General features: G+C 66.4%; 11 protein-coding genes and 1 tRNA gene. 5 read left to right on the forward strand and 7 right to left on the reverse strand.

The genetic code is table 11. The annotated features are described in order from the left end of the window. Window position 1: 1 nt before the first annotated feature. The 3 genes from GEU84_RS02080 to GEU84_RS02090 are packed head-to-tail and all read right to left on the reverse strand — an operon-like array spanning window position 2 to window position 3,766. Window positions 2-1,705, reverse strand: coding sequence for a peptide ABC transporter substrate-binding protein (locus GEU84_RS02080; RefSeq protein WP_152823830.1), 1,704 nt, complete (start codon window positions 1,703-1,705; stop codon window positions 2-4). Then, the gene (locus GEU84_RS02085; protein ID WP_152823831.1) at window positions 1,702-2,763 is read right to left on the reverse strand and encodes an ABC transporter ATP-binding protein; all 1,062 of its coding nucleotides are present in this window, start codon (window positions 2,761-2,763) and stop codon (window positions 1,702-1,704) included. The genes GEU84_RS02080 and GEU84_RS02085 overlap by 4 nt, the downstream gene beginning before the upstream one ends. Beyond that, window positions 2,756-3,766, reverse strand: coding sequence for an ABC transporter ATP-binding protein (locus GEU84_RS02090; RefSeq protein WP_152823832.1), 1,011 nt, complete (start codon window positions 3,764-3,766; stop codon window positions 2,756-2,758). The genes GEU84_RS02085 and GEU84_RS02090 overlap by 8 nt, the downstream gene beginning before the upstream one ends. A 235-nt stretch (window positions 3,767-4,001) precedes the next feature. Here GEU84_RS02090 and argE point away from each other — a divergent pair, with 235 nt between their 5' ends. Then, the gene (argE, locus tag GEU84_RS02095; protein WP_152823833.1) at window positions 4,002-5,165 is read left to right on the forward strand and encodes an acetylornithine deacetylase; all 1,164 of its coding nucleotides are present in this window, start codon (window positions 4,002-4,004) and stop codon (window positions 5,163-5,165) included. After that, a complete protein-coding gene (locus GEU84_RS02100; RefSeq protein ID WP_174539292.1) occupies window positions 5,165-6,508 on the forward strand; it encodes an NAD(P)/FAD-dependent oxidoreductase in 1,344 nt (447 codons plus the stop codon). The genes argE and GEU84_RS02100 overlap by 1 nt, the downstream gene beginning before the upstream one ends. A gap of 6 nt (window positions 6,509-6,514) precedes the next feature. Here GEU84_RS02100 and GEU84_RS02105 read toward each other — a convergent pair whose 3' ends face one another. From GEU84_RS02105 to GEU84_RS21295, 3 genes are read right to left on the reverse strand one after another with little or no spacing between them, the layout of a single operon-like run. Beyond that, window positions 6,515-7,453 carry a site-specific tyrosine recombinase XerD gene (locus GEU84_RS02105; RefSeq protein ID WP_174539293.1) on the reverse strand — a complete coding sequence of 313 codons (939 nt, stop codon included), beginning with the start codon at window positions 7,451-7,453 and terminating at the stop codon, window positions 6,515-6,517. A 5-nt stretch (window positions 7,454-7,458) separates the two neighbouring features. After that, window positions 7,459-9,027: a hypothetical protein gene (locus tag GEU84_RS02110; RefSeq protein ID WP_152823835.1), complete on the reverse strand. Its 1,569-nt coding sequence runs from the start codon at window positions 9,025-9,027 to the stop codon at window positions 7,459-7,461. After that, window positions 9,017-9,151: a hypothetical protein gene (locus GEU84_RS21295; protein ID WP_152823836.1), complete on the reverse strand. Its 135-nt coding sequence runs from the start codon at window positions 9,149-9,151 to the stop codon at window positions 9,017-9,019. The genes GEU84_RS02110 and GEU84_RS21295 overlap by 11 nt, the downstream gene beginning before the upstream one ends. Before the next feature lie 192 nt (window positions 9,152-9,343). Between GEU84_RS21295 and GEU84_RS02115 the strand changes: the two genes are divergently transcribed. Together GEU84_RS02115 and aroB are read left to right on the forward strand one after the other, a co-directional pair. Beyond that, the gene (locus tag GEU84_RS02115; RefSeq protein ID WP_152823837.1) at window positions 9,344-9,886 is read left to right on the forward strand and encodes a shikimate kinase; all 543 of its coding nucleotides are present in this window, start codon (window positions 9,344-9,346) and stop codon (window positions 9,884-9,886) included. A 1-nt stretch (window position 9,887) separates the two neighbouring features. After that, the gene (aroB, locus tag GEU84_RS02120) at window positions 9,888-11,003 is read left to right on the forward strand and encodes a 3-dehydroquinate synthase (RefSeq protein ID WP_152823838.1); all 1,116 of its coding nucleotides are present in this window, start codon (window positions 9,888-9,890) and stop codon (window positions 11,001-11,003) included. Between the two features lie 104 nt (window positions 11,004-11,107). Here the strand turns inward: aroB and GEU84_RS02125 are convergent. Further along, a tRNA-Gln gene (locus GEU84_RS02125) sits at window positions 11,108-11,182 on the reverse strand. Between the two features lie 100 nt (window positions 11,183-11,282). Between GEU84_RS02125 and GEU84_RS02130 the strand changes: the two genes are divergently transcribed. After that, window positions 11,283-12,461: a BaiN/RdsA family NAD(P)/FAD-dependent oxidoreductase gene (locus GEU84_RS02130; RefSeq protein ID WP_152823839.1), complete on the forward strand. Its 1,179-nt coding sequence runs from the start codon at window positions 11,283-11,285 to the stop codon at window positions 12,459-12,461. Window positions 12,462-12,622: the final 161 nt, after the last annotated feature.

Consider the following 12,622-nt stretch of genomic DNA (forward strand, 5'->3'; position numbering starts at 1 on the left):
ATCACTTCACGCGGAACCAGTCCGATGCGTTCCACAACTCGCTGTCCCATGTGTTCAGCACCACGCCGCCCAGCGTGTTCGAATGCGCCGACAGACGGCCACGGTCCACCAGCGGAACCACGACATAGGTGTCTTTGGTCAGCACTTCGTTCATCTTGCGGGCCAGTGCGCCGCGCGCTTCCATGTCGCGGGTCTGGGCCAGTTCGACGACCATGGCGTCATAGGCCGGGTCGCAGAAGCGGTTGATGTTTTCGCCCTGCCACTGGGTTTCCGGGCGCGGGGCCTTTTCACAGGTGTATTGCGCCAGATAGGGCTCGGGGTCGGTGCCGTCGAAGTTGTTGGCATACATTTCCACGTCAGCATAGAATTTCTGGAACGTGTCGGGCGAACCGGGGTCGCCACCGAAATAGACGCCACCATCAATGGCTTTCAGTTCCACTTCGACGCCCAGCTCGTTCCACCAGCCCTTGATCAGCGCCTGGAAGTCCTGACGCACCGCGTTCACCGAGGTCTGATACAGCAGGGTGAACTTCTTGCCATCCTTCTCGCGGATGCCGTCGCCGTCGCTGTCGGTCCAGCCAGCCTGCTCCAGCAGGGCTTTCGCGCCTTCCATGTCCTGCGCGATGCAGTCGGTGTTCGGCGAAGCGTAGATTTCCGGCGCGGGCACCAGGTTGCAGGTGGCACGGCCAGCCGCGCCATAGCCCACATCCACCAGCAGTTGCCGGTCGATTGCCATCGACAGCGCCTTGCGCACGTTCAGATCCGACAGGATCGGGTGGGGATGCTTGGCGGTGGCACGCTCGCCTTCGGGCAGATCAGCCGAAGGATCGGTCATGTTCATCTCGATGCGCTCGACCAGCGTGCCGAAAGCGTTCACGAACTTGCCCTTGCCGCCGGCTTCCATCTGGGCCTGAAGCTCGGGGTTGATCTGGGTGTTCCAGGCGTAATCGAACTCGCCGGTTTCCATCACGGCGCGGGCCGCCCCGGCCGCATCGCCGCCGCCCTTCAGGGTCAGCGTGGCAAAGGCCGGTTTCGCCGGATCGCGGTAGTTCGGGTTGGCGGCCATTTCCACCACGTCGTTCACCTTGAAATCGGTGACGACAAACGGCCCGGTGCCGATCGGGTTGAAGTTGGCTTCGGTGCAGGTCGGCGCGGCAGCGCCCAGGCAATTGGCAAACTGCGCCTTTTGCAGGATGGGCGAGGTGGCGCCCACAAAGGCGGTGAAGGGGTTCGGCTTCGGCCCGTCAAAGGTGATTTTCACCGTGGCGGGGTCAACAGCCTCGACCGAGGCGATGCCCTCATAGCGGGCGGCTTGCGCGCAGCCGCCTTCGGGATGGGTGCAATATTCATAGGTGAACACCGCGTCATCCGCCGTGACCGGCGTGCCATCCGACCACAGCAGGCCGGGGATCAGTTTCCAGGTGATCGTGGTCAGATCTTCGGAAATGCCGCCGTTTTCCACCGACGGAATTTCGGTGACCAGACGCGGAATCACATCGCCCGCCTCGTTGAAACCGGCCAGCGGCTCCAGCACAAGGCTGCCCGCCTCCACGTCCTTGGTGCCGGATGACAGATAGGCGTTCATGATCGACACGGCCTGCGAATAAAGCACCTTCACATTGCCATCGGCCCCGCGCTCGGCGAAGGCGGCAGGCGCCATCGCAAAGCAGGCCACAGCGCCCATCAGGGCGGTTTTCAATTTCATCGTGTTGCTCCTTGTTGATTGTGCTCTTTGGCCTCGGTGCCGCCGGTTGGTCCGGCGGTCAGGGCTGTGGGCTGGACGAGATGGCAGGCGACGAAACGCCCGGGCGCCACTTCGGTCAGGGCGGGCTGCACCTCACGGCACACAGGGATGACCTGCGGGCAGCGGGTGCAGAAATTGCAACCCTTGGGCGGGTTTGCGGGCGAGGGCACATCGCCTTGCAGGATGATGCGGGCGCGGGCCGCCTTGGCCGGGTCAGGCTCCGGCACGGCTGACAGCAGCGCCTTTGCATAGGGGTGCAGCGGGTCGGCATAAAGCGCGTCGCGGGCCGAAAGCTCCATGATCTGGCCCAGATACATCACCGCCACCCGGTCGGCGATATGGCGCACCATCGACAGGTCGTGGCTGATGAACAGATAGGTCAGGCCGAATTTTTCCTGCAGATCCTCCAGCAGGTTCACCACCTGCGCCTGGATCGAGACATCCAGCGCCGCAATAGGTTCATCGCAGACGATGAATTTGGGGTTCAGCGCCAATGCGCGCGCGATGCCGATGCGCTGGCGCTGCCCGCCCGAAAACGCATGCGGATAGCGGTTGGCGAAATTGCGGTTCAGGCCCACGGCATCCATCAGTTCATAGATGCGCGCCAGCTTTTCGGCCTTGGTCAGCGTCGTATGTTCGTCCAGCGGCTCGCCGATGATGGCGGACACGGTCATGCGCGGGTTCAGGCTGGCTTGCGGATCCTGAAACACCATCTGCATCGTAGGGCGTTTCAGCCGCAACTGTTCGGCAGACAGGGTGGCGATGTCCACCCCGTCGATGGTGACAGAGCCGGAGGTGAGTTCATAAAGCCGGATCAGCGCGCGCCCGGCGGTGCTTTTGCCGCAACCGGATTCGCCCACAAGGCCAAGGGTTTCGCCCTCGTAGATGTCAAAGCTGATGTCATCCACCGCCTTCACATCGCCGGTATGGCGGCGCAGCAGGCCCGTGTGGATGGGGAAATACATCTTGAGGTTCTTCACCTCGACCAGCTTCTTGCGCGGGGGGGAAGCGTCAAGCATGTGTCACCTCTGGCGTCCAGTGGCAGGCCACGTCATGCCCATAGCCCACACGGCCAGCACCGATCGCCCGGCGCTGCGGGTTTTCGCGGTGGCAGCGGTCGAACGCATGGGCGCAGCGCGCGCGGAACGGGCAGGCGGTGGGCGCGGCTGACAGGATCGGCGGCTGCCCCTCGATCACCTGCAACCGGCCTTCCCGCTCACCCGATACCTTGGGGATCGTTTTCAGAAGCGCGCGGGTATAGGGGTGCTGCGGGTTGGCGAAAAGCTCTCTTACCGGGGCCTGTTCCACCACCTGCCCGCCATACATCACCATAACCCGGTCGGCTATGCCCGCGATCACGCCCAGATCATGCGTGATCCACACAATCGCCATGCCCAGCTTTTGCCGCAGCTCTTTCACCAGCTCCAGTATCTGCGCCTGAATCGTCACATCCAGCGCGGTGGTGGGTTCATCGGCGATCAGCACCTCGGGGTTGCAGGCCAGCGCGATGGCGATCATCACCCGCTGCCGCATTCCGCCGGAAAACTGGTGCGGAAAGTCATCCAGCCGCCGCGCCGCATCGGGAATGCCCACAAGTTCCAGAAGTTCCAGCGCACGTTGCCGGGCGGCCTTGCGATCCATCCCCATATGCTTGCGCAGCGGCTCCATGATCTGGTTGCCGACATTGAACACCGGGTTGAGGCTGGTCATCGGATCCTGGAACACGAAACCGATCCGTGCGCCGCGCACGGCGCGCAACTGGTCCGGGGTGGCCCGAAGCAGGTCCATCCCGCCCAGAAGCACCTGGCCCTCGCGCACATCGGCGGGGGGCGAGGGCAGCAGCCCGATCAGCGACATCATCGTTACCGACTTGCCGGAACCGCTTTCGCCCACAACGCCCAATAACTCACCGGGTTGCAGATGAAAGCTGACCGAGTTTACGGCATGAACCTCGCCGCCGCGGGTGCGGAATACGGTTTTAAGGCCCTTGACATCAAGGACGGGCAGGGCCCCATCGGGCATATAACGCTCCCCAAGTCGTTGTTATTGTTTGTTTTTTTGAAGGCGCGTCGTTGCGTGCCCCCGATCTTTGACCAAGTGTTAGACATTTTTGGAATACTCGCAAGTTGCATTATGCGGTCGGGGCGGGTTTCGCAGCGGCAACGCCCAAAACTTGCGCAAGGCCGCCTTTCGGCCCGGCGCAGGCTTGACCATTCCGCAACCTCCCGCCACGTTGCAGCCCAACAGGAGAAGCGCCATGCCCGCCGTCCTTTCGCCCCGTGCGATCCTTGACCGTCTGGTGGCCTTTCCCACCGTCAGCCGCGATACCAACCTGCCACTGATCGACTGGGTGGAGGATTATCTGGATGGGTTCGGCATCGCCGCGCACCGGGTCTGGAATGCCGAACGCACCAAAGCCTCGCTTTACGCCCATGTGGGGCCAGAGGAACCGGGCGGTGTCGTGCTGTCGGGCCATACCGATGTGGTGCCGGTGGACGGGCAGGCATGGACCACCGATCCGTGGGTTGTCACCCAGCGGGGGGGCCGGCTGATAGGGCGCGGCACCTGCGACATGAAGGGGTTCGATGCGCTGGCGCTGGCTGCCTTGCCGCTGGCCTTGCAGGCGGGGGTGAAACGCCCGTTGCAGATCGCGCTGAGCTATGACGAAGAGGTGGGCTGCACCGGTGCCCCGCCGATGATCGCGGCGCTGGCGCGGCATCTGCCCAAAGCCTCGGCGGTGGTGGTGGGCGAGCCCTCGATGATGAAAATGGTCAACGGCCACAAGGGTGGAAACGGCTTTCGCGTGCATGTGCAGGGGTTTGAGGTGCATTCCTCACTTTTGCACACCGGCGTAAGTGCCATCATGGAGGCGGCACGGCTGATCGACTGGGCCAACCGTGTGAATGCCGAAAACGCAGCACGGCCCCCCACGGCGCTGGGGGTGCTGTTTGATCCGCCCTGGACCACGCTGCATGTGGGCACCATCAGCGGCGGCACGGCGCAGAACATCACCGCCAAGGATTGCCGGTTCGATTTCGGTTTCCGCGTGGTGCCGGGCGAGCGGCTGGATGACTGGATCGCCCTTTTCCGCGCCGAGGTGGCGCGGCTGGAGGCGCAGATGCAGGCCATCCGCCCCGAGGCCGCCATCACGGTGGAGGAGGTGTTCTATGTGCCGCCGCTGGAACCCGAACGCGGCGGTGCCGCCGAGCAACTGGTGCGCCGCATCACCGGCGACAACGGCACGGCGGTGGTCAGCTATGGCACCGAGGCCGGGCAGTTTCAGGCCGAAGGCTATTCGGCGGTGGTCTGCGGGCCGGGCGACATCGCGCAGGCCCATCAGCCCGATGAATATATCGAAGTGGCGCAATTCGATGCCGGTTGGGATTTCATGCAGAAGCTGGTGAAAGATCTGGCGGCATGATGGAATTTCCGATCTCGGCCGGATCGCCTGCCCGGCATGCCGGGCCGCTGCCCGCCGCCTGCGATGTGGTGGTGATCGGCGGCGGCGTGATCGGGGTGATGAGTGCGTGGTTTCTGGCCGAACGCGGGCTTCGCGTGGTGCTGTGCGAAAAGGGCCGCATCGCGGGCGAGCAAAGCAGCCGCAACTGGGGCTGGATCCGCCAGCAGGGCCGCGACCCGGCGGAACTGCCGATCATGGTCGAGGCTTTGCGCATCTGGCAAAGCCTTGCGCAGGAATTCGGCGATGCGCTGGGGTTCCGGCAGACCGGGGTGCTGTATCTGGCCAATGCCGACAAGGGGTTGGAGGGATTCGAGGCATGGCTGCCGCATGCCGAGGCCAACGGCGTGGATACCCGCATGCTGAGCCGGGCCGAGGTGGCCGCGATGCTGCCCGGCGCGGCGGTGCAATGGCCGGGCGGGCTTTACACCGCATCCGATGCGCGGGCCGAGCCTTGGGTGGCGGTGCCCCTGCTGGCGGAAGGCGCTGCGGCGCGGGGCGTGACGTTGCTGGAACGTTGCGCGGCCCGCAGCCTTGACAGGGCGGGCGGGCGGATCACCGGGGTTTACACCGAACAGGGCCGCATCGCCTGCGATCAGGTGGTGCTGGCGGGCGGGGCATGGTCGGCCTTGTTCGCCCGCGCGCATGGGGTGAACCTGCCGCAGCTTTCGGTGCTGGCCTCGGTTGCCGCAACCGAGCCGATGGCAGAGGTTTTTCCCGGTGCCGCCGCCGATGACCATTTCGCATTCCGCCGCCGCGCGGATGGCGGATATTCCATAGCACCGGGGGCGGAGCATGATTTCTTCATCGGCCCCGATGCGTTCCGGCATCTGCCGAAATACACTACAATCCTGCGGCGCGATGTGAAATCCACGCATTTCCGCCCGCGCGCCCCGCGCCACTACCCCGATGGCTGGGCCACGCCCCGGCGCTGGCAACCCGATGAGCCTTCGCCCTTCGAGGCGATGCGCGTGCTGAACCCCGCGCCCAACATGGCCACGATCGGCCGCACGCAGGATGCGTTTGCCCGGGCCTTTCCCGCGCTGGGGCGGCCGAAACTGCGCGCGGCCTGGGCGGGCATGATCGACAGCATGCCCGATGTGGTGCCGGTGGTGGACCGGGTGGCGGCGATTCCCGGCCTGACGATTGCCACGGGGATGAGCGGGCACGGCTTTGGCATCGGCCCCGGCATTGGCCGCGTAGTGGCCGATCTGGTGGCGGGCCATGCGCCCGGCCATGACCTGCACCGGTTCCGCCTGTCGCGGTTCAGCGACGGATCGAAGATCGAACTCGGGCCAAGCCTTTAGCGCCGTTCAGTCATCGCCCGCCAGCGGATGATGTTTCAGCACCAGCGCCTTCAGATGCTCGTCCAGCACATGGGTGTAAATCTCGGTCGTGGCCAGATCGGCATGGCCCAGCAGGGTCTGGATCACCCGCAGATCGGCCCCGCCCGCCAGCAGATGCGTGGCAAAGGCGTGGCGCAGCGTGTGGGGTGTGACCTTGGCCGGGTCCACCCCGGCCAGAACGGCAATGTTCTTGATCAGCACATAGAAATATTCCCGCGTCACATGGCCGCCCGCGCCGGTGCCGGGAAACAGATAGCGTGACGCGGCGCGGCCCGCCTTCACCGCCAGTTCCTGCGCGCGGTCGCGGGCGGGCAGCCAATCGGCCAGCGCCTCGCGCGCAGGCGGTGACAGCGGCACCATGCGTTCCTTGCCGCCCTTGCCGCGCACCAGAATCATCGCCGGATCACCACGCGCGGCGGCCACCGGCAGTTCCACCAGTTCCGACACCCGCATGCCCGTGGCATAAAGCAGTTCCAGCATCGCGCGGTTGCGCTGCTGGTCGGCGTGGCTGCGGCCCTTGTCGCGGGCGGCGTCAAGCAGGCGGTCCACCTCATCCACCGTCAGGGTTTTTGGCAGGCTCTGGCTGGCACCGGGCCCCTTGATGCGCAAGGCGGGGTTGTCGGCCCGCCAGCCTTCCTCATGCGCGAAACGGTAAAGCTGGCGGATGGCCGACAGGCGGCGGGCGCGGGTGGCCTTGGCCAGCCCCTGCGCGTCGCAGAAGATCAGGTAATCCTCGACCATGCCCCGGTCTGCGGTCAGGAAATCGGCCTGCCGCCGGTCCAGCCAGCCCGCGTAATCCTTCAGGTCGCGCCCATAAGCCAGCCGTGTGTTCTTGGCCGCATCCAGTTCTGCCGCCTGCGCCTCAAGAAACGTTGAAATCCAGCGGTCCATGCCGGCCGGGCCCAGCGGCATCACCCGCGCCGCTCCAGCAGCAGCAGTTCCAGCGCGCCACGCCGCGCGGTATCTTCCAGCCCCACATGGCGCAGCAGAGTCAGCCCGTCGGTGACGCCGCGCAGATCGCCCTGCACCCCGGTGGCAATGCGGTCCATCGCCCAGAGCAGCGCCTCGCCCAGACGGTTCTGGTCCAGCAACACCTGCGCGTCGGGGGCCAGCGCCGGGGTCAGAAACGCCTGCGCCACGGCCCGGCCCATCGCATCCTGCGGGGCCACACCGGCCAGCGCGCCGCGCGCCACACCCACCAGAAACGCCTCGGCCGGGTCGGCTGCGGTGCGGGCCATGGCAATGCGCTCATAGCGCGGTGAAAGCAGACCGATGCGGAAAGCCAGCGCCGCCGCAGGCCCGGTCAGCGTGAGATCGGCCAGCCGTTCGGAAAATAGCGTGGCAAAGGGCACCTCCAACTCGGCCCCGGTCATCTGCGCCCAGGCGGCGGGCAGGCGGCGGGACGCCTCTTCGGCATTGCCTGAAGTCAGCGCGGCATCAAGGCGCTGGAACGCCTCGACCCGGTCCCACACCCCGCCGGATGCGGCGGGCAGGCGTTCGGTATACAACCCCAGCAGCAGGTTGGGCTCAATGGCCCCGGCGCGGGCCAGACGTTCCGCCGCCTCGATCTGCGCCTTCCAGCCCGCCGCGTCGCGCAGTTCGGCATGGGAAAAGGCAATGGGCAGCGTGTGGGTGGACAAAGGCTCGCCCACCGCCTCCATCATGCGCCAGCCCAGTGGGGTGGGGCGGGCAGGGGCGGGAAGATCGCCCTCGCCTTCATAAAGATCGGGGTCAAGAAAGCGCGACAGCAGCGCATCCTCTTCCTCGGTCACGAAACCCAGCGCCTGCGCGGTGCGCAATGTCAGCGCCGCCGCGTTCCAGTCGCCCGAGCGGGCAAGGCAGAAGATGCGGGCGGGAAAGGTGGGGGCCAGATCGGGGGCGGCCTGCATCACCTCGCAGGCGCGGTCTTCGGTGCCGGTCAGCAGCGCCACGTCAAAGCTGCGGCGAAAGAAATCGGGGGCCTGGCTGCCGCCCGCCTCCAGCAGCGCCTGCGCCTGATCCAGCGCGCCCATCGCCAGCAGCCGGTCGATGCGCGCCAGCAGCAGCACACCCCGGCCTGCGGCATCGGCGGGCGCCTCGGCCTCGGCCAGCAGCAGGGTCAGCAGCAGCGATTGCAGCGCGGGCAGGTTGCCCGGGTCGGCGGCGGTCAGGGCGGCGGCAATCTCATCGGTCCGGCCCAGACCCCACAGCGCGCGGGGCAGGCCGGTGGCCTGCGGCGACAAAAGGCCCGCCGCATCGGGCGCAGGCCCGTCCAGCGTGCTGACGGCCACATCGGCGGGCAGGGCGCCCGCGCTGACGGCCGGTTCCTCGGGGGGCAGGGGTTGGGCCACCGGCACGGCAACCGATTGCGACAACCAGTCGATCGCCGACAGCGGCGCTTCGGCACGGGCGGCGGTGCCTGCGCAAAGGCTCAGGGCAAGCAGGGCGCATGAAACCGATGCGCGCTCCGTCAAACCCCGCAGCACTTTGTCAATCGGCATTCAACACCACCGGCTTCGTCACCTCGGCCTGATCTGGCGACAGGTCCGCCAGATAGGCATAGCCCGTGAGGGCGGCGAAGGCCACCACCGCCAACACCAGTATTGCCTTGATGATGCGCCCCATGCCCGTATGACCTCGTGTTTTCTGGTTCATGTTGTTGCCCATGCCACAGATGCGGTTGTCACACCGCACGGGCCGGGATCGGATGCGCAGATTATAACTGGCATTTGCGCCGAGTTCACGCCATTCAGGCACAAAACATTGCATTCGGCGGCAGGTCGCCGTGATGTGATACGGGGGATATGGCCGGGGACCATGGGGCGGCTGAAGAAAACAGTGGTGCTGGTGGGCATGATGGGGGCGGGAAAGACCGCAGTGGGCACGCAGCTGGCGCGCCTGCTGGGGGTGCCTTTCCTTGATTCGGATGAGGAAATCGTCAAGGCGGCCAACCGCACGATTGCCGAGATATTCGAACGCGATGGCGAGCCGTTCTTTCGCACCAAGGAAAGCCAGGTGCTGAACCGGCTGCTGCGCGGCACGCCTTGCGTGCTGTCCACCGGGGGCGGGGCCTTCTTGGCCGAGGCCAACCGCAGCATGGTGGCCGAACAGGGTGTGTCGGTGTGGCTGCGGGCCGATCTGGATGTGCTGTGGCAACGGGTGCGGCACAAGACCTCGCGCCCGCTGTTGCGCACCGCCAACCCGCGCGAGACATTGCGCAGCCTGCATGTGGCGCGCGAGCCGGTCTATGCGCTGGCCGATCTGGTGGTGGACAGTCAGGCAGACCTGCCGGTGGAACAGATGGCGCAGCGGGTGCGCGACGCGCTTTTTACCCGGCCCGACGTGCTGGAAAGGAAATGAGATGAGCGTTGATGTGGTGCCGGTCGCGCTGGGGGCGCGCAGCTATGAGGTGCGCATCGGCGCGGGCCTGATTGATCGCGCAGGGGTGGAAATGGCCCCGCTGCTGCGCCGCAGGCGGGTGGCCGTGGTGACGGATGAAACCGTGGCCGCGCATCATCTGATGCGGCTGTCGGCGGCGCTGGAGGCCGAAGGCATCGCCATGACCGCGCTGGCCCTGCCGCCCGGCGAGGGCACGAAAGGCTGGGAGCAATTCGCCCGCTGCGTGGAATGGCTGCTGGAGCAGAAGGTGGAACGCCGCGATGTGGTGGTGGCCTTTGGCGGCGGCGTGGTGGGCGATCTGGTGGGCTTTGCCGCGGCCGTGTTGCGGCGCGGGGTGCGTTTCGTGCAGATCCCCACGACGCTGCTGGCGCAGGTTGACAGTTCGGTGGGCGGCAAGACCGGCATCAACACGCCGCAGGGCAAGAACCTTGTCGGGGCCTTTCACCAGCCCAGCCTGGTGCTGGCCGATATCGACGTGCTGGAAACCCTTCCCCCCCGCGATTTTCTGGCAGGCTATGGCGAGGTGGTGAAATACGGCCTTCTGGGCGATCCTGCGTTCTTTGACTGGCTGGAGCTGAATGCCGCAGCCTTGCCCACCGATGCGGCGTTGCGCCAGAAGGCCGTCCTGCGCTCGGTCCAGATGAAGGCCGAAATCGTGGCCCGCGACGAGACCGAGGAAGGCGACCGCGCTTTGCTGAACCTTGGCCATACATTCTGTCACGCGCTGGAAAAGGCCACCGGCTATGGCAACCGGCTGCTGCATGGCGAAGGTGTGGCGATCGGCTGCGCGCTGGCGTTTGAGCTGAGCCAGCGGCTTGGCCTGTGCGCGCAAGAGGCCCCCAGCCGGGTGCGCGCCCATCTGCGCGGTCTGGGCATGAAGGTTGATCTGGCCGACATTCCGGGCGACCTGCCGGGGGCTGATGTGCTGCTGGCCCTGATGGCGCAGGACAAAAAGGTGGTGGACGGCAAGCTGCGCTTCATTCTGGCGCGCGGGATAGGCGAGGCTTTCGTGGCCGACGACGTGCCCTCGGATCAGGTGCTGCGGCTGTTGGGCGATGCGCTGCACCGGCGGCATTGAACCGATCATCCGGTTGCAAAACGAACGTCCCGCCCCGGCCTTCGGGGCGAACTGCGCCACCCGTGAAAGGCCCCGGGGCAATTTATTCTGCGCTGCAAGGTAGTTGGCTGGGGCGCCAGGATTCGAACCTGGGTATGGCGGTACCAAAAACCGCTGCCTTACCGCTTGGCGACGCCCCAACTGCGGCGGTGTTTAGCGAAGCCTGCCGGGGGCCGCAAGGGGGTTTTGCGGGAAAAACGCGGCGTTGTTCGCGGCCGCGTGGCAGGGTAGGAAAACCCGATGGAAAACTGTGATGTCCTTGTTCTGGGGGCCGGTGCCGCCGGTCTGTTCTGCGCCATCGAGGTGGCCCGGCGCGGCCGGCGCGTGCTGGTGATCGACCATGCAAAGGCGGCGGGAGAAAAGATTCGCATATCCGGCGGGGGGCGGTGCAACTTTACCAACACCGGCATCGCGCATGACCGTTTTCTGTCGCAAAATCCGCGCTTTGCACTGTCGGCGCTGAAGCGGTTCACTCAGTGGGATTTCATCGCGCGGGTCGATGCGGCGGGCATCGCCTGGCATGAAAAGACGCTGGGGCAATTGTTCTGCGACGGGTCGGCCATGCAGATCGTGCAGATGCTGCTGACTGATCTGGCCCGTGCGGGTGGTGTGCTGTGGCTGGGCACGACGCTGGGCGATGTGCGGCGGGATGGTGCGGGGTTCGTGGTGGATACCGCGCGCGGGCCGGTTCAGGCGGCCTCGGTCGTGGTGGCGACGGGGGGCAAGTCGATACCCAAGATGGGGGCCAGCGGCTATGGCTACCGCGTCGCCGAGGCGCATGGCCTGCGGCTGGTCGAAACCCGCCCCGGTCTGGTGCCGCTGACCTTTGCCGAGCAGGAGCTTGCGGCCATGGCGGGGCTGGCGGGCGTGGCGGTGCAGGGCAGGGTGACGGCAGGGCCGGCGGGGTTTGACGAGGCGGTGCTGTTCACCCACCGGGGCCTGTCGGGACCTGCGGTGTTGCAGGCCAGCTCTTACTGGCGCGAGGGTGACAGCATCACGCTGGATCTGGCGCGCGGGCAGGATGCGCTGGCGCATCTGCGCGCCGCCAAGGCGCAGAACGGGCGCATGGCGCTGCGCACAGCACTGGGGCAACTGATGCCGGAACGGCTGGCCCGGCATGTCGAGGCGCTGGCGGGCGCGCAGGGCAATCTGGCCGACCAGCCGCAGGCGGCGCTGGCCCGGGTGGCGGCGCTGCTGCATGGCTGGGAACTGCGCCCCGTGGGGTCCGAAGGCTACCGCACCGCCGAGGTGACGCTGGGCGGCGTGAACACCGATGATCTGGACGCCCGCAGCATGCAGGCGCGCGCGGTGCCGGGGCTGTATTTCATCGGTGAAGTGGTGGATGTGACCGGCTGGCTGGGCGGCTACAATTTTCAATGGGCCTGGTCGTCGGGCTGGGCGGCGGGGCAGGTGGCCTGACCCCCCGGGCAGCCACCATCCGGAACAAAAAAACGGCACAGCCCTGGGGAGGCCGCACCGCTTTTCCGTCGCGCCGCACCATTGGGGATGAGGACGGGCGCAGGACTCACACTGGCCTTGGCACGGCAAACCGCGCCTTGGCTGATCGCATCCGGCAAGCC

Source organism: Fertoeibacter niger (assembly GCF_009380135.2).
Taxonomy (GTDB): Bacteria; Pseudomonadota; Alphaproteobacteria; order Rhodobacterales; family Rhodobacteraceae; genus Fertoeibacter; species Fertoeibacter niger.

What these genes read in the sequence shown, in the direction of transcription:
- GEU84_RS02130 (WP_152823839.1), top strand. Translation starts at nt 11,283, where the DNA reads ATGGAAAACTGTGATGTCCTTGTTCTGGGGGCCGGTGCCGCCGGTCTG.
- GEU84_RS02115 (WP_152823837.1), top strand. Translation starts at nt 9,344, where the DNA reads ATGGGGCGGCTGAAGAAAACAGTGGTGCTGGTGGGCATGATGGGGGCG.
- GEU84_RS02085 (WP_152823831.1), bottom strand. Translation starts at nt 2,763, where the DNA reads ATGCTTGACGCTTCCCCCCCGCGCAAGAAGCTGGTCGAGGTGAAGAAC.
- GEU84_RS02100 (WP_174539292.1), top strand. Translation starts at nt 5,165, where the DNA reads ATGGAATTTCCGATCTCGGCCGGATCGCCTGCCCGGCATGCCGGGCCG.
- aroB (WP_152823838.1), top strand. Translation starts at nt 9,888, where the DNA reads ATGAGCGTTGATGTGGTGCCGGTCGCGCTGGGGGCGCGCAGCTATGAG.
- GEU84_RS02090 (WP_152823832.1), bottom strand. Translation starts at nt 3,766, where the DNA reads ATGCCCGATGGGGCCCTGCCCGTCCTTGATGTCAAGGGCCTTAAAACC.
- GEU84_RS02110 (WP_152823835.1), bottom strand. Translation starts at nt 9,027, where the DNA reads ATGCCGATTGACAAAGTGCTGCGGGGTTTGACGGAGCGCGCATCGGTT.
- argE (WP_152823833.1), top strand. Translation starts at nt 4,002, where the DNA reads ATGCCCGCCGTCCTTTCGCCCCGTGCGATCCTTGACCGTCTGGTGGCC.
- GEU84_RS21295 (WP_152823836.1), bottom strand. Translation starts at nt 9,151, where the DNA reads ATGGGGCGCATCATCAAGGCAATACTGGTGTTGGCGGTGGTGGCCTTC.
- GEU84_RS02080 (WP_152823830.1), bottom strand. Translation starts at nt 1,705, where the DNA reads ATGAAATTGAAAACCGCCCTGATGGGCGCTGTGGCCTGCTTTGCGATG.